The 20,610-nt window shown below is 68.9% G+C and carries 18 protein-coding genes; 11 read left to right on the top strand and 7 right to left on the bottom strand.

Translation table 11 applies throughout. The features are described from left to right. Positions 1–42: 42 nt before the first annotated feature. The 9 genes from JHW45_RS16845 (at position 43) to JHW45_RS16805 (ending at position 10,122) form a co-directional block, all read left to right on the top strand. Positions 43–2,337: an acyl-CoA dehydrogenase gene (locus JHW45_RS16845; RefSeq protein ID WP_272858733.1), complete on the top strand. Its 2,295-nt coding sequence runs from the start codon at positions 43–45 to the stop codon at positions 2,335–2,337. Further along, entirely contained in the window at positions 2,334–3,617 is a 1,284-nt protein-coding gene (locus JHW45_RS16840; RefSeq protein ID WP_272858732.1) for an acetyl-CoA C-acetyltransferase, read from the top strand. The genes JHW45_RS16845 and JHW45_RS16840 overlap by 4 nt, the downstream gene beginning before the upstream one ends. Further along, on the top strand, positions 3,617–5,686 hold the full coding sequence (locus tag JHW45_RS16835; RefSeq protein WP_272858731.1) for a 3-hydroxyacyl-CoA dehydrogenase NAD-binding domain-containing protein: 2,070 nt from the start codon (positions 3,617–3,619) through the stop codon (positions 5,684–5,686). Before JHW45_RS16840 ends, JHW45_RS16835 begins: the two co-directional genes overlap by 1 nt. A 6-nt stretch (positions 5,687–5,692) precedes the next feature. Beyond that, positions 5,693–7,534, top strand: coding sequence for an acetyl-CoA hydrolase/transferase C-terminal domain-containing protein (locus JHW45_RS16830; RefSeq protein WP_272858730.1), 1,842 nt, complete (start codon positions 5,693–5,695; stop codon positions 7,532–7,534). Further along, positions 7,522–7,671: a hypothetical protein gene (locus tag JHW45_RS16825; RefSeq protein ID WP_272858729.1), complete on the top strand. Its 150-nt coding sequence runs from the start codon at positions 7,522–7,524 to the stop codon at positions 7,669–7,671. Before JHW45_RS16830 ends, JHW45_RS16825 begins: the two co-directional genes overlap by 13 nt. Before the next feature lie 131 nt (positions 7,672–7,802). Then, a complete protein-coding gene (locus JHW45_RS16820) occupies positions 7,803–8,225 on the top strand; it encodes a universal stress protein (RefSeq protein WP_272858728.1) in 423 nt (140 codons plus the stop codon). 95 nt (positions 8,226–8,320) lie between these two features. Then, on the top strand, positions 8,321–8,776 hold the full coding sequence (locus JHW45_RS16815; protein WP_419181817.1) for a host attachment family protein: 456 nt from the start codon (positions 8,321–8,323) through the stop codon (positions 8,774–8,776). 75 nt (positions 8,777–8,851) lie between these two features. Then, a complete protein-coding gene (locus tag JHW45_RS16810) occupies positions 8,852–9,559 on the top strand; it encodes a tryptophan-rich sensory protein (protein WP_272858727.1) in 708 nt (235 codons plus the stop codon). A 14-nt stretch (positions 9,560–9,573) separates the two neighbouring features. Further along, entirely contained in the window at positions 9,574–10,122 is a 549-nt protein-coding gene (locus JHW45_RS16805; RefSeq protein WP_272858726.1) for a glutathione peroxidase, read from the top strand. A 4-nt stretch (positions 10,123–10,126) separates the two neighbouring features. Here the strand turns inward: JHW45_RS16805 and JHW45_RS16800 are convergent, their stop codons facing one another. The 3 genes from JHW45_RS16800 to JHW45_RS16790 are packed head-to-tail and all read right to left on the bottom strand — an operon-like array spanning position 10,127 to position 12,571. Continuing rightward, positions 10,127–10,792 carry an SDR family NAD(P)-dependent oxidoreductase gene (locus JHW45_RS16800; RefSeq protein ID WP_336385796.1) on the bottom strand — a complete coding sequence of 222 codons (666 nt, stop codon included), beginning with the start codon at positions 10,790–10,792 and terminating at the stop codon, positions 10,127–10,129. Then, complete coding sequence (locus JHW45_RS16795) at positions 10,792–11,190, bottom strand: DUF2177 family protein (RefSeq protein ID WP_272858725.1); 399 nt, start codon at positions 11,188–11,190, stop codon at positions 10,792–10,794. The genes JHW45_RS16800 and JHW45_RS16795 overlap by 1 nt, the downstream gene beginning before the upstream one ends. A 4-nt stretch (positions 11,191–11,194) precedes the next feature. Continuing rightward, a complete protein-coding gene (locus JHW45_RS16790; RefSeq protein ID WP_272858724.1) occupies positions 11,195–12,571 on the bottom strand; it encodes a cryptochrome/photolyase family protein in 1,377 nt (458 codons plus the stop codon). 160 nt (positions 12,572–12,731) lie between these two features. On the opposite strand from JHW45_RS16790, the gene cobA reads away from it, so the two are divergent. Beyond that, on the top strand, positions 12,732–13,490 hold the full coding sequence (gene cobA / locus JHW45_RS16785) for a uroporphyrinogen-III C-methyltransferase (protein ID WP_272858723.1): 759 nt from the start codon (positions 12,732–12,734) through the stop codon (positions 13,488–13,490). A gap of 122 nt (positions 13,491–13,612) precedes the next feature. Next, positions 13,613–17,371, top strand: coding sequence for a calcium-binding protein (locus JHW45_RS16780; protein WP_272858722.1), 3,759 nt, complete (start codon positions 13,613–13,615; stop codon positions 17,369–17,371). Here the strand turns inward: JHW45_RS16780 and queG are convergent. From queG to JHW45_RS16760, 4 genes are all read right to left on the bottom strand, one after another. Beyond that, the gene (queG, locus tag JHW45_RS16775) at positions 17,368–18,345 is read right to left on the bottom strand and encodes a tRNA epoxyqueuosine(34) reductase QueG (RefSeq protein ID WP_272858721.1); all 978 of its coding nucleotides are present in this window, start codon (positions 18,343–18,345) and stop codon (positions 17,368–17,370) included. The genes JHW45_RS16780 and queG overlap by 4 nt on opposite strands. Before the next feature lie 112 nt (positions 18,346–18,457). Further along, entirely contained in the window at positions 18,458–19,144 is a 687-nt protein-coding gene (gene fzlA / locus JHW45_RS16770) for an FtsZ-binding protein FzlA (protein WP_272858720.1), read from the bottom strand. Positions 19,145–19,206: 62 nt separating this feature from the next. Then, positions 19,207–19,959, bottom strand: a complete 753-nt coding sequence (gene mtgA / locus JHW45_RS16765; protein WP_272858719.1) for a monofunctional biosynthetic peptidoglycan transglycosylase — start codon at positions 19,957–19,959, stop codon at positions 19,207–19,209. A 74-nt stretch (positions 19,960–20,033) separates the two neighbouring features. Then, positions 20,034–20,540: a DUF1269 domain-containing protein gene (locus tag JHW45_RS16760; RefSeq protein WP_272858718.1), complete on the bottom strand. Its 507-nt coding sequence runs from the start codon at positions 20,538–20,540 to the stop codon at positions 20,034–20,036. Positions 20,541–20,610: the final 70 nt, after the last annotated feature.

The raw sequence follows: 20,610 nt of genomic DNA, 5'->3' as shown, positions 1-20,610 counted from the left end.
AACCCGCGGCGTCCGGACGGGTTGATCGTCGGAGGCTTTCCGATGTCCGAGTTCCGCAAGAAATGGCTGACCCGCCCGATTCACAGATGGGCGCGCAAGGCGATGCCGTCGCTGTCCGAAACCGAGGCCGAGGCGCTGAGCGTCGGCGATGTCTGGTGGGAGGCGCAGCTTTTCGCCGGCAACCCCGACTGGGACCGGCTGCACGCGGTGGCCGCGCCCACCCTGACCGACGAGGAACAGGCGTTCATCGACGGCCCGTGCCAGGAGTTGTGCGGGATGCTGGACGACTGGCGCATCAACCAGCAGGACGGCGATCTGCCGCCCGAATGCTGGGCCTTCCTGCGCCGGCACAAGTTCTTCGGCATGATCATCGACCGGAAATACGGGGGTCTGGGCTTTTCCGCCTATGCCCATTCGGAAATCGTGCGCTTCATCGCCACACGTTCGGTCGCGGCGGCGGTGACGGTGATGGTGCCGAACTCGCTTGGGCCGGGCGAATTGCTGCATCAGTTCGGCACCGACGCGCAGCGCGATCACTGGCTGCCGCGTCTGGCCGACGGGCGCGAACTGCCCGCCTTTGGCCTGACCAGTGCCGAGGCGGGCTCGGACGCCTCGGCGATGGTCGATGAAGGCATCGTCGAGCGCGGCGAATGGCAGGGCGAGGAGGTGCTGGGCATCCGGCTGAACTGGGCCAAGCGATATATCACACTGTCGCCGGTCTGCACGGTTCTGGGCCTTGCCTTCAAGCTGCGCGATCCCGATGGATTGCTGGGCGACACCCCCGATATCGGCATCACCTGCGCGCTGGTGCCGACCGATCTGCCGGGGGTCGAGACGGGGCGGCGGCACATCCCCTCGACCACGATGTTCATGAACGGCCCCACCACCGGCACGGATGTGTTCATCCCGCTGGACAACATCATCGGCGGTCTGGACTATGCCGGGCGCGGCTGGATGATGCTGATGAGCGCGCTGGCGGCGGGGCGCGGCATCTCTCTGCCGTCGATGGGCTGCGCGGCGATTGCGCTGTGCGCGCACACGACCGGGGCCTATGCCCGCATCCGCCAGCAATTCGATCTGCCCATCGGCAAGTTCGGCGGCGTGCAGGTCTGCATGGGCAGACTGGCCGCCGACGCCTATGTGATGGACGCCGCGCGACGCCTGACCTGCGCCGGTCTGGACGAGGGGCACGCCCTGTCGGTCATCTCGGCGATCATGAAGGCGCATGCGACCACCCGGATGCGCGAGGCGCTGAACGATGCGATGGACGTCCATTCCGGCAAGGCAGTGATCGACGGGCCGTCGAATTACCTGCTGCCGCTGTATCGCGCCGTGCCCATCGGCATCACCGTCGAGGGTGCCAATATCGTCACCCGCTCGCTGATCATCTTCGGTCAGGGCTCGGTCAGCGCGCATCCGCATCTGCTGGACGAGATGAAGGCGCTGGAAATCCGCGACGACCGCGAAAGCCTGGATGCCTTCGACGGCCCGTTCTGGGCGCATGTCGGCCACAGCCTGCGCAATCTGGGCCGCAGCTGGCTGCGGTCGTGGTCGGGCAATTGGCTGGCCCCCGCGCCGTCGGATGCCGGCAAGGTCGCCCCGATCTATCGCCAGTTGGCGCGCTGGTCGTCCTGCTATGCGCTGGTCGTCGATCTGGCGCTGCTGACGATGGGCGGCGCGCTGAAACGCAAGGAGATGATTTCGACCCGCATGGGCGATATCCTGTCCGAGATGTATCTGCTGTCCGCCGCGCTGAAACGCTGGCGCGACGATGGCAGCCCCGAGGCCGATCTGCCGCTGCTGGATCATGCCGCCGCCGGGTCGTTCGCCCGTATCCGCACCGCGATGGACGAGGTTCTGGCGAATTTCCCCGCACGGTGGGCCGCTGTCGTGGCGCGGATGCTGACCCTGCCCGGCGGTGCGGCGCGCGGGCCGGATGACGACACGGTGCGCAAATGCGCCGATCTGATCTTCGAACCCTCGGCCACCCGCAACCGCATCACCGGGCGCGTCCATTCGGGCTGCGCGCGCGACGGCATCGCCGTGCTGAACCAGGCCTACGATCGGGTGACGACGCTGGCCCCGCTGAGCAAACGGCTGCGCGAGGCGGGCCACGATCCCGACAGCGGGCTTGCCGCCGGCATCATCTCGCTGGACGACCGCGACCGTCTGGCGCGGATGCAGGATCTGGTCGACCGGGTCATCGCGGTGGACGATTTCACGCCCGAGGAACTGGCACGCTATTTCGCCGGTTTCGACAGCGACCGGCAAGACAACGGCCGGCAAGACAAGGACCGTCACGACAGGGACCGGCAAAAGGAGGTCGCAGCCCAATGACCCGACCCGTCTATCTGGTGGATGGCGCCCGCACCCCGTTCCTGAAGGCGCGCGGCCAGCCGGGGCCGTTCACGCCGGTCGATCTGGCGGTGCAATGCGGCCGCCCGCTGCTGGCGCGCCAGCCCTTCGATCCGCGTCTGTTCGATCTGGTCATCCTTGGCTGCGTCAACGTCATCGCGGACGAGATGAACCCGGCCCGCGTCGCCGCCCTGCGTCTGGGGCTGGGCGAGGCGATGGTGGCGTTCACCGTGCAGATCAATTGCGGATCGGGGATGCAGTCCATCGATACCGCCTATCGCTATGTCCGCGACGGCCAGCACGAGATGATCCTGGCCGGCGGCACCGAGGCGCTGAGCCACGCGCCCCTGGTCCTGCGTCAGGGCGCGGTCGAATGGTTCGGGCGGATGTCGCAGGCCAAAGGCGCGATGGAGCGTGCGCGGGCGCTGGCCGGCGTGCGGCCCGAATTCTTCAAACCGGTGGTCGGTCTGGAACGCGGTCTGACCGACCCGGTCACCGATCTGAACATGGGCCAGACGGCCGAGATCCTGGCCTTCCGCTTTGGCATCGACCGCAAGACCGCCGATGCCTATGCGATGGAAAGCCATCATCGGCTGGCCCGCGCGCAACAGGAAGGCTGGCTGGAGGACGAGGTGATGCCGGCCTTCGACACCGACGGCAACGCCTATCTGGCCGATGACGGCGTGCGCCCCGACAGCGACATGGAAGGGCTGGCCAAGCCCCGACCCGCCTTCGAGCCGCCCTATGGCAAGGTGACGGCCGGCAATGCCAGCCAGATCACCGACGGGGCGTCATGGGTGATCGTCGCCTCGGAGCAGGCGGTCGAGACACATGGCCTGACCCCGCTGGCGCGCATCGCGGACAGCGAATGGTCGGCGCTGGACCCTTCGGTCATGGGGCTGGGGCCGGTGCTGTGCGCCACCGCCATCGCGCAGCGCCACGACCTGTCGGTGGACGATGTCGGGCTGTGGGAACTGAACGAGGCGTTTGCCGCGCAGGTACTGGCCTGTCTGGCGGCGTGGGACGATCCCGGCTTCTGCCGTCAGGTGCTGGGGCTTGAGGATGCGTTCGGACGCATCGGCCGCGACCGGCTGAACGTCGATGGCGGCGCGATCTCGCTTGGCCACCCGGTCGGAACCAGCGGCAACCGGATCGTGCTGCATCTGGCGAACGCGATGAAGCGGCTGGACCGCAAAAACGGCATCGCCACCGAATGTATCGGCGGCGGGCTGGGCGGCGCGATGCTGTTGGAGGCCGTGTGATGACGGGACCGGTGCTGACATATCTGGGCGAAACCAAGCTGGAACTGGGCCCGGCCGAGGGGATGGAGGGCCACCCCTGGCGGCGGGCCGAGGCGGACGGCATCGTCTGGCTGGTGCTGGACTGCCAAGGCAGCGCGGTCAACACGATCTCGGAACCGGTGATCCGGGGGTTGCAGGATCACGTCGCGGCGCTGGAAGCGTCCCCGCCGCGCGGCGTCGTCATCCGGTCGGCCAAGCAGGGCGGGCTCGCCGCCGGCGCCGATATCGGCAGTTTCGCCGGGATGAGCGATCAGGGCGCGGCCGATCTGCTGCGTCAGGGACACGAGGTTCTGGACCGGCTCGAGGCGCTGCCCTGTCCGACCATCGCGGTCGTGCATGGCGCGGCACTTGGGGCCGGGTTCGAGATTGCGCTGGCCTGCGACTGGCGCATCGCCATTGAGGGCGCAAGTTTCGCCTTCCCCGAGGTCAATCTGGGCCTGCATCCGGGTCTGGGCGGCACGTTCCGCCTGCCGGCGCTGATCGATCCGGTCGAGGCGATGACCCTGATGCTGACCGGCAAGACCGCGCACACGAAACAGGCCAAGACGTTGGGCATCGCCGATCTGGTGACCCAGGAACGCCATGTCCGCGCCGCGATCGAGGCGGTGCTGGACGATCGCGTGGACCGCGACGGGCGCGGGCTGAAGGCGCGGGCGTTGCAGTTCGATCAGGCGCGCAGCCTTGCCGCCCGCAAGATGCGCAGCGAGACGGGCAAGAAGGCCGATCCGCGCCACTATCCCGCGCCCTATGCGCTGATCGATCTGTGGGAACGCCACGGCGAAGACCGCGCCGCCATGCAGCAGGCCGAGATCGACAGCTTTGCCGCGCTGCTGGACAGCGACACGTCGAAGAACCTGCGGCGGGTCTTTTTCCTGCGGCAGGGGCTGAAGGACAATGCGCGCGGCGATGACGACATCGCCCATGTCCACGTGATCGGCGCAGGCGCGATGGGCACCGAGATCGCGGCCTGGGCAGCCATTCGCGGCAAGCGCGTGACCTTGGGCGATCTGGAACCCGACGCCCTGGCCGCTGCCGTCCGGGCCGCGGCCAGCCTGTGCAAGGACAAGCATCTGGACGGGATCGAAACGCGCGACGCGCTGGACCGGATGATGCCCGACCCCAAAGGCTATGGTCTTGCGCGCGCCGATCTGGTGATCGAGGCGGTGCCCGAGGACGCGGACCTGAAGGAACGGATCTACGCCGACGCCGCCGCGCGGATGAAGCAGGGCGCGATCCTGGCCACCAACACCTCCAGCCTGCGGCTGTCGGAACTGCGCGCGGCGGTGCCGCAGCCCGAACGCTTCGCCGGGCTGCATTTCTTCAACCCGGTCTCGAAGATGCAACTGGTCGAGGTGGTGCGCCACGACGCCACCTCGGACGCGGTGATCGGCCGGCTGACGGCGTTCTGCGGCGCCATCGACCGCCTGCCCGCACCCGTGACCGATTATCCCGGCTTTCTGGTCAACCGCGCGCTGACGCCCTATCTGATGGAGGCAATGGTGCTGATGGAGGAAGGCATCGACAAGGCGGTGATCGACCGCGCGGCGATGGATTTCGGCATGCCGATGGGTCCGGTCGCGCTGGCCGATCAGGTCGGGCTGGATATCTGTCTGGACGTCGCCGAAAGCCTGAAATCCGCGCTGGACAAGCCGATGCCGCCCATCAGCGACCGCCTGCGCGCGCGGGTCGAGGCGGGCGAGACGGGCAAGAAGGCCGGGCGGGGATTCTATGACTGGTCCGACGGCACGCCGCGTCCGAAGACGGATGAGGACGGCCCCGACGATCTGACCGACCGGCTGATCCTGCCAATGCTGGATGCCTGCGTCGAATGTCTGCGCAAGAATGTCGCGAAGAACGAGGACGAGGTGGACGGGGCAATGGTCTTCGCCACCGGCTTTGCGCCCTTCCGCGGCGGCCCGATGCATTACGCCCGCACCCGCGGCCCGGCCGAGATCCGCCAGCGGCTGGACCAGCTTGCCGAACGTCACGATCCGCGATTCGCACCCGATCCGGGGTGGGCGGATCTGTAGGCCACGATGATCCGGCTTGACGATCCCGACGCGGCGGCGCGCCAGATCGTGGAACGGACGGTGGGCGAGATCAGGCTGGCCGTGCCCCTGGGTCTGGGCAAGCCGGTCAGCCTGGTCAATGCGCTGGTGCGGCGTGCCTGCGACGATCCGGGGATCCGGCTGTCGATCTTTACCGCGCTGACGCTGGAACGGCCGCGCCCGTCCTCGGATCTGGAACGCCGGTTTCTGGCGCCGGCGATGGATCGGCTGTTCGGCGCCTATCCCGCGGTGCTGTATGTCGATCTGCTGCGGCGCGGCAAGCTGCCCGACAACATCACCGTCAACGAATTCTTCTTTCAGGCCGGCAACTGGCTGGACGTGAACCGGGCGCAGCAGAGCTATATCTCGGTCAACTATACCGACGCGCTGGACGTGCTGATCGCGCGCCGGCCGAACGTGATCGCGCAGCTGGTGCCGGAACGCGAAGGGCGCGTCAGCCTGTCGTCGAATACCGACATCTCGGCCGATCTGTTCCGCCTGCGGGCCGAGGGGCGGATGGATTTCCTGGCCGTCGCGGAAATCAACCCGCAACTGCCGTTTCTTCAAGGCGAGGGGGCGGTGCTGGACTGCGAGGACTTCGCGCTGATCCTGGATCAGCCCGCCCCGTTCGAGCTGTTTTCCGCCGTCAAGCGCCCGGTGAACGATGCAAGCCACGCCATCGGCCTGCATGTGTCGCGGCTGGTCAAGGATGGCGGCACGTTGCAGATCGGCATCGGCTCGGTCGGGGATGCGGTGGCGAACGCGCTGCGCCTGCGCCATCAGGGCCGGGCGGACGGCATCCAGCAAGCCTGCCCGTTCCCGGTCCGGCAGGACGCCGGCGGCCGGTTCGATCAGGGGCTTTACGCCGTGACCGAGATGCTGGTCGGCGGCCTTCTGGCGCTGTTTCAGGACGGCATCGTCAAGCGCAAGGTGGACGGGCGCGCCATCCATGCCGGGTTTTTCGTCGAAAGCCGCGATTTCTATCGCAGCCTGCGCGAGATGCCCGAGGACCGGCGCGACCTGATCGGGATGATGCCGGTCAGCTTCACCAACCAGATCCGCGGCGACGAAGCCGCCCGCCGCGCCGCCCGCCGCGATGCGCGTTTCGTCAACGAGGCGATGAAGGTCTCGTTGCTGGGCGATGTCATGTCGGATTCCGTGGCCGACGGGCAGGTGGTCAGCGGGGTGGGCGGGCAATACGACTTTGTCGCGCAGGCCTTTGCGCTGCCGGGCGCGCATGCGATCATCGCGCTGCCGGCGACGCGCCGGTCGGGCGCGCGGCTGGACAGCAATATCTGCTGGCAGGTCGACAGCGTGACCATCCCGCGGCATCTGCGCGACATCGTGGTGACGGAATACGGCATCGCCGATCTTCGCGGACGCTCGGACGCGGGCGTGATCGCGCGGCTGATCGCAATTGCCGACAGCCGGTTCCAGCCCGACCTGATCGCAAGGGCGATGGCGGCCGGCAAGCTGCCGCGCGATTTCCGCCTGCCCGACGCGGCGCAGCGGAACCTGCCCGACACGGTCTCTGGGTGGCTCGACCCCTGGCGGGCTGACCTGCCGGCTTTTCCCCTGGGCACCGATTTCAGCGAGATCGAACGGGACCTGCTTCCGGCGTTGCGGATTCTGGAACGCCTGTCGCCGTCCGTGGGCGGCAAGGCGCGGCTGGCGCTGGCGGCGCTGCGGGCACGGCCGCACCCGCAGGAAGGCCGGGCGATGACGCGGATGGGCTTTGCGCCCGGATTTCCGACCAGCCTGACGGCTCTGGCGCTGCGCGGCGCGCTGCGACTGAGCGCCGAGGCGCGGCCGAGGACATGGCCGCGTTGAGGGGATACGCGGCCTTCTCCGACGATCTGCGCGAGCTGCGCCGGCAGGGGCTGGGCTGGTTCTGCTATCGCGCCGCCGAGGGCAGCCTGGACACCGCGTTGCGCCGGTTGGGACAGGACCACCTGTTGCAGAGGTGATGGACGCGACACGCCTGCCTTGGCGCGCATGGCCCGCGTGGGGGCGTATTCCGCCGCCGGCTGTGATAGGCTCGGGTCGCCGCCCGCGCACCCGCGCGGCGCGGCGACACAGCAAGCTGGCAGGAGGAAGAATGTTCCGCAAGATCATGGTTCCCATCGACCTGACCCATGCCGACCGGATCGGCCGCGCCGTCGATGTGGCGACGCAGTTGGCGCGGCAATGGGATGCGCCGATCACCTTTGTCGGTGCGACCGCCTCGACCCCCGGCCCGATCGCGCATAATCCGCAGGAATACGCGCGAAAGCTGGCCGACTACGCGCGCGGCATCGGCACCGATGCGGGCGTCAGGGCCGACAGCCTTGCGCTGACCCTGACGGACCCGGCGGTCGAGCTGGATCACGCGCTGCTGGATGCGGCGCGGGACATGGAGGCCGACCTGGTGGTGATGGCCTCGCACATTCCCGGCATGGCCGACCGCGTCTGGCCCTCGCATGGCGGCAAGCTGGCCCGGAACGCGCGCGCCTCGGTCTTCGTGGTCCGGCCCGAGGCCTGACGGGCGCGCGGGCGCAGGAACCGGGCGGCGGCAAGCTTGGTTGGTCCCCTGTCGGGGACCGTCGCGCGTCCCCAGTCTTGTTGGGAGAATGGCACATGACGATCGACACGCTGAGCAACGAAACCTGGGTTCTGATCGCCGACGGGGAAAAGGCGCTGTTTCTGGTCAACGAGGGCGACGGCGAATACCCGGTCCTGCGGGTGCGGCACGAAGAACAGCAGGAAAACCCGTCGGATCGCGAACAATCCGCCAACCGGCCCGGCCGGCAGCATCAGCGCGTCGGAGAGGGGCGGTCGGCCTATGACGACACCGACTGGCACGAACTGGCCAAGGAACGCTTTGCCGATCATCTGGCCGAACTGCTTTACGAACGCGCTCATCGCGGGGCCTTCGACCGCATCGTTCTGGTCGCCGCGCCCAAGATCCTGGCCGAACTGCGCAGCAAGATCCACAAGGAGGTCGCCGACCGCGTCGTGGGCGAGGTTCCCAAGACGCTGACCAATCATCCCGTGGACGAGATCGAAAAGATCCTGTTGTCGGAACTGGGCTGACGCCCGCGCCTTCAGGCTTCGCGGCGCAAATGGCGGGCGCGCGTCGTCGCATTCGTCCGTCACAAGGGGACCGGAATGAAGAACCCGCTTGCCATCGCCGTTCTGCTGGCCGCGCTGGCATTCGCCGCCTCGCCGCTGATCTTCCAGAACTTCGCGGGCTATGATCCGGGCCAGTTCCCGGTGCCGCAGGACGACCCGCCGGTCCAGCCGGCGGGCTGGGCGTTTTCCATCTGGGGGCTGATCTATGTCTGGCTGATCGCGGGCGCGGCCTTTGGCCTGTGGCGGCGGCCCGACGACGATCACTGGCGCGCGATGCGGCCGCCCTTGCTGGCCAGCCTGTCGGTCGGGGTCTTCTGGCTGTGGGTCGCCGCCCGCGCGCCGGTCTGGGCCACGGTGCTGATCCTGCTGATGCTGGTCTTCGCGCTGACCGCCTTTCTTCGCGCCGGGCGCGACGATCCGCTGTGGCAGATCCGCCCCGTTGCACTGTATGCGGGCTGGCTGACGGCGGCGTCGGGCGTCTCGGCCGGGATCGTGCTGGGCGGATACGGGATCGTGTCCGCGCCATGGGCCGCCGTGCTGTGTCTGGCGGGCGTCACCGTCATCGCCCTTGCGGTGCAGCGGATGAAGCCCGGCGAATGGGCCTATTCCGCCGCCGTCATCTGGGCGCTGTTGGGGGTGATCGCGGCCAATCTTTCGCCGTTCAACATCGTGATCGTGCTGATCGCGGTCATGGGGTCGGTGTTGCTGGCGGCGCATGGTATCCTCGGGGCGACTCGCAGCTGAGAAAGGCCCTTGCCATGCATCGCCGCCTGTTTCTGTCCTTTGCCACCGTGGTCTCCGCCGCCTTCACCGGGCTCAGCCGTCGCGCGGCGGCCGAATCGACGCCGCATTTCACCTTCCCCTCGATCGACGGGGGAATGCTGGACAGCGCCGACTGGCGCGGTCGGCCGGTCCTGGTCGTCAACACCGCCTCGCTGTGCGGCTTTGCCGGGCAGTTGCGCGACATGCAGACCATGCAGGACGAATACGGACCGCAGGGGCTGGTCGTGGTCGCGGTGCCGTCCAACGACTTCGATCAGGAACTGGACGACGCCGCCAAGGTCAAGGAATACTGCACCATCGAATACGGCATCACCCTGCCGATGACCGACATCCTGCCGGTCGCCAAGGGCGAGGTGCATCCGTTCTATCGGTGGGTGCGCCAGCAGACCGGCTTCGTGCCGAAATGGAACTTCTCCAAGGTGCTGCTGGACCCGCAGGGCCGCATCCTGGGCACGTGGGGGTCCTTTACCAAGCCCGACGGGCGGCAGATTCACGCGGCCTTCGCCCCCTATCTGGCGGGCTAAGGCCTCACCACTCGATCCGCTGGCCCTTCCAGTCGTAAAATCCGCCGCTGTCCTGGGGCGTCAGCCCGTCGATCACCGACAACAGCGCCTCGGCGCTGCGGGCGGGCGAAATGGTCGGATAGCGGTCGGCATAGCGCGCCGTCAGCGGCGTCGTCACCGTGCCGGGATGCAGCGCGACAAAGATGCTGCGGGCGTTGCGGCGCCGCCATTCGATGGCGCCGCAGCGGATGATCTGGTTCTGCGCGGCCTTGGCGGCGCGATAGCCGAACCAGCCCCCAAGCCGGTTGTCCCCGATCGAACCGACGCGCGCCGACAGCGACGCAAAGACCGCCCGCCGGTCCCCGGCCAGCAGCGGCGCGAAATACCGGATCGCCAGCGCCACACCCGTCGCGTTCAGCGCGAATTGCCGGGCCATGGCGTCCGCCCGCGCCGCCTCGAAGCTTTTTTCGGGGCGGTCCTCGCCGATCATCAGCGCGCCGGTGGCGTTGAAGATCAGGTCGAACTCCTGCCCCGCCAGACGGGTGGCGTGATCCTGCAACGTCGCCGCCTCGGTCAGATCCAGCCCGTCCGCGCTGCGCGACAGGCCGGTGACGTGCCCGCCGCCGTCGCGCAGCCGCGCGGCCACCGCGCCGCCGATCCCGCCCGATGCACCCAGGATCAGCGCGCGCATCAGCCGACCATCCGCGCGATCGTCACGCCGGCCCATGCCGAAAACCCGGTCAGCGCCGCGCCCCACGACGTGTCCGCGATCACCTGCTGCCACGACCAGTCGCGCAGGATGGCCAGGCTGGTGAATTCATAGGTGCCGTAACACAGCAGTCCCAGAAACGCGCCCGCCAACGCCGCCTGGATCGGCGCATCCGCGCGCAGCGCCGGGACCGACACGAAATACAGCAGGCCCACGACATAGAACGCATAGAACGCCGCCGCCGGGCCAAGCCGCAGCGGATCGGCCATCAGATCGCCGACATGGCGTTCAAAGATCGGCCGGATGATCGTCTTGATGCCGACCACGTCCACCGCCAGGAAAATCACCAGTGTCGAGATATAGAGAATCGCCATTTTCATCGTGCTACTCCTTGAAATCCTCATAGGCGGTCAGCGCCTGCGCCCGACCCCGCGACAACGAAAGGGCGGGCAGGGGCCGGCGAACCAGATCGACGTTCCAGGATCGCGGCGCGGCCTGCGCAAAGGCGCACGCGCCGGGCGAATCGGGCTTCAGCCAATGGTCGCGATAGCGCGCGTCGCCGTCGAATTTCTTCGCCTGCAATTCGGGATTGAACACCCGGAAATAGGGCGAGGCGTCCGGCCCGCATCCCGCGACCCATTGCCAGTTCATCGCGTTCGACGCCGCGTCCCAGTCGATCAGCGTGCGCGCGAACCAGTCCAGCCCGACCCGCCAGTCGGTCAGAAGATGCTTGGTCAGATAGCTGCCGGCGATCATCCGCACCCGGTTGTGCATCCGGCCGGTCACGAACAATTCGCGCAGTCCGGCATCGACCATCGGCACGCCGGTGCGGGCCCGTCGCCAGTCGCGCGCATCGGCGTTGTCGCGTCTCCATGGAAAATCGTTCCATCCCTCGCGCCAGCAGCGTTCGCCCATGTCCGGGCTTTCGTGGAACAATTCGCGCGCGAATTCGCGCCACGCCACCTCGCGCAGGAAATCGTCGGCGCCCGGAGTTCCGTCCTCGCGCGTGGCAAGACCCGTGTGCCAGATGCGGCGCGCGCTGATCTCGCCCACGGCCAGCGCGTCGGACAGACCCGATGTCGCCGAACCCCGCCACGGCTGGTCGCGGTGGCTGGCGTAATCCGTCACCGGGCCGTGCAGGAACTGGTCCAGCCGGTCGCGCGCCGCATCCTCGCCCGCCGCGATATGTTCGGCCACCACGTCCCATCCGCGATCCATCGCCGCCCGCGCCTCGGGCCAGTCAGGGCCGTCGCTGTCGGGCCAGGACTGCGGCAGGGTCAGGCGAGGCGGGTCCAGCGGCGGCGGGATGTCCACCCCGCGCAACGCGCGCCAGAACGGCGTGAACACCTGATAGACGCCGCCCTGCTGCGTGCGCACGCAGGCACGCGGCACCAGATCGGCCAGCGGATGCAGGTGCAGCGTGGCCCCGCCGCGTTCGACCGCCGCCTTCAGCCCGTGATCGCTGGCAAACGGAAAGCCCTCGGTGCCGTGCACGCCCTTGGCACCGGTCTGCCGCGCGATCCGTTCCAGCACCTCGGCCGGGTCGCCGCGCCGGACGATCAGCCGGCTGTTGTGGCGGTGCAGCGCGGTTTGCAGATGGGGCAGCGACATCGCCTGACGCTGTGCGCTGGCGGGATGATCGCGCGCCTCGGCCGGGTCCAGGATCACAAGGGGAATGACCGGCCCGGCCCTTGCCGCCGCGACCAGCGCCGGGTGGTCGTCCAGCCGCAACACCCGCCTGAACCAGCAAATCTGCACCATCGTCCTCTCCTGCTGCTGCCCTTCCAGTCACGCGCCGCGCGCCGAAAAGTTTCGTGGCTGCGCGATGTTTCCCGCGCCCGGCGCGGCCGCATCGGCATTGTCAGAACCGTCGCCGGTGTTATAGCAGGCATCTGTCTGCCGCAGCGAAAGCCCATTGCCCGTGTCCGATCCCGCACGACCGACTGGTTCCGTCTCTCTGGTCTCGGCCGGGCCGGGCGATCCGGAACTGCTGACGCTGAAGGCGGCGCGCCTGCTGGCACAGGCCGATATCGTGCTGTTCGACGATCTCGCCTCGGGGCCGGTGCTGGACCATGCCGGCCCGCAGGCGGAGCTGATCGCCGTGGGCAAGCGCGCCGGCCGCCCCTCGGCCCGGCAGGAACACGTGAACGCGCTGCTGGTCGATCACGCCCGCGCGGGCCGGCGCGTGGTGCGGCTGAAATCCGGCGATGCCGGGATTTTCGGCCGGCTTGAGGAAGAGGTGATCGCCCTGACCGAGGCCGGCATCCCGTTCCAGATCGTGCCCGGCGTCACCTCGGCCAGCGCGGCGGCGGCGGCGGCGGGCATCCCGCTGACCCGGCGTCTGACGGCGCGCCGGGTGCAGTTCCTGACCGGGGCCGACGTGACCGGGCATCTGCCCGGCGACATCAACTGGGCGGCGCTGGCCGATCCTTCGGTCACGACCGTCGTGTTCATGGGCCAGCGCAGCTTTCCCGAACTGGCGCGCGGCCTGCGCGCCCACGGCCTGCCCGGCACCACGCCCGCCCTGTTCGCCGAGGCGGTCGGCCACCCCCATCAGCGGCTGGTCCGCACCACGGTCGAGGCGCTGGCGCAGATGCTGCGCGATGCCACGGTCAGCCAGCCGGGCCTGATCCTTTATGGTCCGCTGGCCTTCGGCCGCGACCCCGACCGGCCCGTCTGACCCCCCTGATGCCTAAAATGTCGCCCATTTCGGCGTTGTCCCGCGCCCGTCCCTGCATGCCTTCTTAAGCCCGCGCCCCCTAGATTCGGGGGCGTTGGACAAGTTTGCACGGGGGGCGGGGCATGGCTTCCTATCGCCTTGTGGCGACCTACGGGCCTGACGATGAGGGCTGGCTGTCGAACGTGACCGATCTGGCGCTGGCGCGGATCGGCGGTCAGTGGCTTTTGTTCAGCACCACCCATGCCGGCGGCGGCGTCGCCAGCTTTGCGATCACCGATGCCGACGCGCCGCTGCGATTTATCGACGGCACGGCCTTTCCCCGCGGCTTCACCCCGCAGCGCGACCCGGAACTGACGGTCCTGACCCTTGCGGACGGCGTCCACCTGCATCTGGGCCAGCTTGGCGGGGCCGAGGGGATGGCGGTCCCGGTGCAGGCGGGCGGTTCGCTTGGCCGCTTCGATCCGTTGTTTGCCCAATCCCCGGTCGGGCAGGGGATCACCGCACTGGGACAATTCTCGACCGCGGCGGGCGATTTCATCTATTCGGGCCGGGCGGACGACATGACGCTGGTCGTGCGGCGGGTGATGGAAGACGGCACGCTTCAGACACGTTCCTCCGTCACCCTGCCCGCCACCGGCGCGATCGAGGGCGCGGGGCTGGACGAGATCATCGACCTGACCGTCGGCGGCCAACGGCTGCTGGTCGCGATCTCGTCGGGCGGCGATGTCATCTCGACCCACCGTCTGGCCGAAAACGGCGTGCTGGGGGCGGGCGAAACCCATTCCGGCCTGCAAGGGACCGGCTATGCCATCCCGTCGGACGTCAAGGCGCTGCAATTCGGCGGCAAGACGTTTCTGGTCATGGCCGGCTCGTCCTCGTCCTCGCTGACGGTGTTCCGGCTGGGGGCCGATGGCCGGCTGACGACGACCGATCACGTGCTGGACGAACTGACCACCCGCTTCGACGGCGTCTCCGCGCTGGCGAGCGCGGTGGTGGGCGGTCGCGGCTATGTCTTCGCGGGCGGCGCCGATGACGGGATCAGCATCTTCACCCTGCTGCCCGACGGCCGGCTGCTGCATCTGGCCACCATCGCCGACACCGACGCCATGACGCTGGAGGATGTCAGCGCCATCGCCGCGCAGGTGATCGACGGCAAGATCGCGCTGTTCGTCACCAGCGCGACACGGCCCGGCATCACGCAGCTGGTCTTCGATCCCGGCGCGCCGGGCGGCACGATCCTGGCGGGCACGGGCACCGTGCGCGGCGGGGCGGGCGACGACCTGCTGATCGCCCGCCCCGGCACCACCCGGCTTGAGGGCGGGGCAGGCGACGACATCCTGGTTGCGGGCGGGCAGAACATCATGCTGGTCGGTGGCGACGGCGCCGACACCTTCGTGATCGACGGCGCGGGCGGGCGGGTGATCGTCAAGGATTTCGACCCGCGCACCGACCGGCTGGACCTGTCGCTGATGGGCACGGTCCGCAGCGTCTGGCAACTGAAACTTCAGCCCTTCGGCTGGGGCATGCGGATCACGCACAAGGACACGACCATCGACCTGCGCAGCCGCGATGGCCGACCGCTGGACCCGCAGGATTTCACCAACGCGATGTTTCCGGTCGCCCATTACCTGCTGCCGGAGCTGGACCCCGGACAGGTCGCGCCCGACGATCCCTCGACGGTCGGGCGCTGGCTGTTCGGCACGGACAGCGCCGACCGGCTTCTGGGCGGGCAGGGCGGCGACCGGCTGGTGGCGGGGGGCGGCAACGACACCGTGTCGGGCGGCGGCGGGGCCGACACGATTCTGGGCGGAGGCGGCCACGACGCGCTGCGCGGCGGCGATGGCGACGATCTGGTGCAGGGCGACGATGGCAACGACACGCTGTTCGGCGATGGCGGGAACGACGATCTGTCGGGCGATGCGGGCAACGACCTGATCCAGGGGGGCGATGGCCACGACACGCTGAAAGGCGGCGACGGCAATGACAGCCTGTATGGCGGCGACGGCGACGACCGGATCGACGGCGATGCCGGCGACGATACGCTGTCGGGCGATGCGGGCGACGATGTGCTGCGCGATTTCTGGGGCCATAACCGGCTTCTGGGCGGCGCGGGCGACGACACGCTGATCGCCGGCGACGGCCGCGATGTCCTTTATGGCGGTGCCGGGCACGACATTCTTTACGGCGGCGGCGGCCCGGACCGCCTGCAGGGGGATGAGGGCGACGACACGCTGTGGGGCCAGGCCGGCGGCGATCTGCTGTCCGGCGGTCCCGGCACCGATGTGCTGTGGGGCGGCGAGGGCGATGACGCGCTGCAGGGCGGGGACGGCGACGATCTTCTGGACGGCGAGGATGGCGATGACACGCTGGCGGGCGACGCCGGCCACGACCGGCTTGAGGATACGCGCGGCGACAACAGCCTGTCCGGCGGCGACGGCGACGACACGCTGATCGCGGGTGCCGGCCGCGACATTCTGGACGGGGGCGATGGGGGCGACCTTCTCGACGCAGGCGCGGGCGACGACCTGCTTTACGGCGCGGGCGGCGATGACCGCCTGTGGGGACAGGCGGACGATGACACGCTGTGGGGCGGTGCGGGCGGCGACGCGCTGTGCGGCGGCGACGGCGACGACGAATTATGGGGCGAGGATGGCGACGATCGACTGGATGGCGGGTCCGGCAACGACACGCTTGACGGCGGCGCGGGCGACGACTGGCTTGAGGATTTTTTCGGCAACAACCGCCTGACCGGCGGCGGCGGAAACGACACGCTGATCGCCGGGCGCGGCAGCGACCTTCTGTTCGGGGGCGGCGGCGACGATCTGCTGCGCGGCGGCTGGGGCGCGGATCTGCTGAAGGGACAATGGGGCCGCGACACGATCCGCGGCCAGATGGGCCATGACAGCCTGCATGGCGGCAACGGCAACGATCTTCTCTACGGCGATCGCGGCAACGATTTTTTGTTTGGCGAGGCACATCACGACACGCTGCACGGCGGCTCGGGCCATGACCGTCTGTGGGGCGGCGGCGGCCATGACCGGCTGTTCGGCAATGGCGGCCGGGACCGGCTGTGGGGGAATGCCGGCAATGACCGGCTGGATGGCGGATGGGGCAACGACACGCTGGTCGGTGGCAACGGCAACGACTATCTGATCGGCGGGTCGGGCCATGACCGGCTGTCGGGCGGTCGCGACCGCGACATACTGGTGGGCGGGGCGGGAAACGACACGCTGCGCGGCGATCACGGCAACGACATCCTTCTGGGCGGGCACGGCCATGACCGGCTGATCGGCGGCAACGGCGTGAACCGCTATCGCGGCGATCAGGGCAACGACACCATCATCGGCGGCCGCGACCGCGACATCGTCCACGGCGCGGGCGCGGGCGACGATCTGCTGCGGCTGGGCGGCGGACACGATGTCGCGCGCGGCAACAGCGGCCGCGACACGCTGTTCGGCGGAAACGGCAACGATACGCTCAGGGGCGATCTTGGCCACGATCTGCTGGTCGGCGGCGGCGGCCGGGACCGGATCTGGGGCGGGTCCGGACATGACACCATCGTCGGCGGCGCGGGGCCGGACATCCTGTATGGCGGCGGCGGGCGCGACGTGTTCCGCTTCGTCTCGGCCGGCGACAGCAGGCCGGGGCGCGGGGCCGACCGGATCGCCGATTTCACCCCCGGACAGGACCGTCTGGATCTGTCGGCGCTGGATCTGCACCTGGTCGGTCGCGGCGGCTTTAGCGACGACCACCAGCTGCGCTGGCTTCACCGCGGGGATCAGACGCATGTGCTGGCCGAGATCGACGGCGACGGCCGGGCCGACATGCTGATCCGCCTCGACGGGCATCTGTCCCTGGGGGCGGACGACTTCCTGCTTTAGCCGTGGGCGGCCAGCCGCGCCACCGCCCAGATCGCCGCGTCCGCCACCGCCGGGTCGAGATCGCCGGTCAGCCCGCGCGCCACCTTGCGCAGCTCGGCGCGGCCGGAATTGCCGATCGCGTACAGCACGTTGCGCACGAACCGGTCGCGGCCGATCCGCTTGATCGGACTGCCCGAAAACCGCGCCCGGAACCCGGCATCGTCCAGCACTGCCAGCTCGGCCAGCGGCGGCGCCCCGATCAGCCCGCGATAGCGCATCTCGCGGCCCTCGCGCGCGAACTTGTTCCACGGACAGACCGCCAGGCAATCGTCGCAGCCATAGATCCGGTTGCCCATCAGCGGCCGCAATTCCGGATCGACCGGCCCCTTGTGCTCGATCGTCAGATAGGAAATGCAGCGCCGCGCATCCAGCTGGAACGGGGCCGGAAAGGCGTCGGTCGGACAGATGTCCAGACAGGCCCGGCAGGACCCGCAATGCTCGCCCTCGGGCGCGTCGGGGGGCAGATCGACGGTGGTGAAGATCGCCCCCAGAAAGAACCAGCTGCCCAGATCGCGCGACAGCAGATTGGTGTGCTTGCCCTGCCAGCCCAGCCCGGCGGCCTGCGCCAGCGGCTTTTCCATCACCGGGGCGGTGTCCACGAATACCTTGATCTGGTGCCCCGGCGCCTGCTCCAGCAGCCAGCGGCCGACGCGCTTCAGCCGTTTCTTGACCAGATCGTGGTAATCGCGGCCCTGTGCATAGACGCTGACCGCCGCCCGGTCGGGTCGGTCCAGAACCGCCATCGGATCGTGATCGGGGGTGTAAAGCTCGGCCAGCATGACGACCGACCGCGCCTCGGGCCACAGCGCGGCGGGATCGCCGCGCCAATGCGTCCGTTCGGCCATCCAGCCCATCTGCCCGTGCCGCCCGGCGCGCAGGAAGGCCTGCAACCGTCCGGCGATCTCGGGGACCGCGTCGGGCCGCGTCACCCCCATCTTCGCAAACCCCGCCGCCTCGGCCTCGGACGCCAGGGCAAGCTTGATCTTTGGCGCGGAAATATCCCGGGGGGGATCGCCGCCAGGCGATGGGGGGCAGCGCCCCCCTTTCTTATCCAAAGTCCAGCTCGGCATAATGCGGGGCGGGGTGGATGCCCGGCAGCTGATCGGCCAGCACGCCGCGAAAGGCCGGGCGCGACTTGATCGTGGCATACCAGTCGCGCAGCGTCTCTGACCGGTCCCAGTCCACGTCCGAGATGTAATCCAGGCACGAAAAATGCGCCGCCGCGGTAAAATCGGCCAGCGACAGGCTGTTGCCGGCCAGCCAGCGGCGTTCCTCCAGCAGCGTGGTCAGATAGTCGATATGCTCCTTGATCGCGCGCAGCCCGTCCTTGACCGCGCGGCTGTCGGGATAGCCTGATCGCATGATCTTCTTCCACACCCGCTCGGTCAGGATGGGCTGGGTGATCTCGGCGTTGAACTTGTCGTCGAACCACGCGCATAGCCGGCGCACCTCGTGGCGTTCCAGCGGCTGGCGCGGCATCAGCGACGGTTCGGGCACCGCCTCGTCCAGATATTCGATGATCGCCTGGCTTTCGGCCAGCATGTTGCCGCGATGGCGCAGCACCGGCAGCTTGCCGGCCGGGTTGCGGCGCTTCAGGTCGGGCGGGTTTTCCCAGTATTTCTCCTCGACCAGCTCGACCTCGATCTTCTTCTCGGCCAGAACCAGCCGCACCTTGCGGCAAAACGGCGACAGCATCGAATGGTAAAGTCGCGTGGTCTGCGTGTTGTTGTTCATCGACTGCTTCGAGACCCCCTTCTTGCGCAACGGCGCCTTGATAAGCCCGGGGGGGCCGCGTTTCAACCGGAACGCGCCTCTTGCAGGCAATCGGCGCGGCCATCCCGCGCAATCGTCGCCGCCCCGTCGGCAATCGCCCGCGACCGGGCCGAGGCGCGGGTCGCGTCGCGCGATTTCGGCGCCGGCAGCACCGCCGCCAGTCGCGCGGCCTGCACCGGCGTCAGCTGCGCCGGCGTCACGCCATAGTAGCTGCGCGCGGCGGCATCCACCCCGAAGATCCCCGGCCCGAACTCGGCCACGTTCAGATAGACTTCCAGAATGCGCTGCTTGGACCACAGCGCCTCGATCATGGGCGTATAGATCGTCTCAAGCAGCTTGCGCGGCCAGCTGCGCCCCTGCCACAGAAACACGTTCTTGGCCGTCTGCTGCGTGATGGTCGAGGCGCCGCGGCTGGACCCCGACGCCACCACCTTGCGGATCTCGGTCATGTCGAAGCCCCAGTGCAGGCAGAAATTCGCGTCCTCGGCGGCCACCGCCGCGCGCCGCATGGCAGGGGCGATATGGCCCAGATCGACCCATTGGCGCGGCCGGATCGGGTGTTCGCGCGATTCCGCCACAATGGTCCAGGTCGTCGGCGGATTGACCAGCGCATAGATGCCCACCAGCACCGCCATCAACAGCAGCACCCGCAGCGCAAACCATCGCAGCCAGATCAGCGCGCGCCGCAGCGGCCGCCAGCGTCTGGCGGCGGGTCTGCCGCCCGTGTCCGGGGCCGCATCGGTCGCCGGGGGGCGGAAGATCGCGCGCAGGATCATGCACAGGGCTTTGTCACGCCCCGCGCCGCCCCGTCAAGCCGCGCGCACGGCAGGGCGCACGGGCCCGGGCGCGATCAGGTCGCGGGCGGCTGTTCGCCCGACAGGGCGTGGCGCAGCTTTTCCTCGTCCTCGTTCGACAGCGAGGTCTGCAACACCCGGCCCTTGCGGTGGAAATGCGCCAGCCGCTCGAGCACCTTGTCGGCGGTCATCTTGCGCACCAGCACGAACACCGCCGAGCCGCCGGGTTGCAGCGAATGGCCCACCTCGCGCATGAAATCGTCGTTGACGCCGATATCGGTGAAGCGTCCGGCCAGCGCGCCGGCCCCCGCGCCCACCGCCGCCCCCAGGATCGGGTTCAGAAACACCAGCCCGATCAGCGCGCCCCAGAATCCGCCGCCGACCGCGCCGGCGGTCGTCAGGTTGACGGCCTGATGCAGCTTGATGTCGTCCTCGCCGCTGCGGGTGACGACGACGGCATCCTCCATCTCGATCAGGTAATCCTTCTGCATCTTGACCAGTTCGGCCCGCATCTCGAAGCCGGTGGTCTCGTCGTCGAAGGCAATGACGATCAGTTCGGACATGATTTCTCTCCCGAGGGGGTAAGCGGTTCCACGGCAGGAACGTGCCCCGCAGGTCAGGGTTCCCGCCTGC

It is taken from the genome of Paracoccus stylophorae (assembly GCF_028553765.1).
Taxonomy (GTDB): Bacteria; Pseudomonadota; Alphaproteobacteria; order Rhodobacterales; family Rhodobacteraceae; genus Paracoccus; species Paracoccus stylophorae.
The sequence above is the reverse complement of the archived record's forward strand: the minus strand, read 5'-3'. Positions and strand labels throughout refer to the sequence as shown.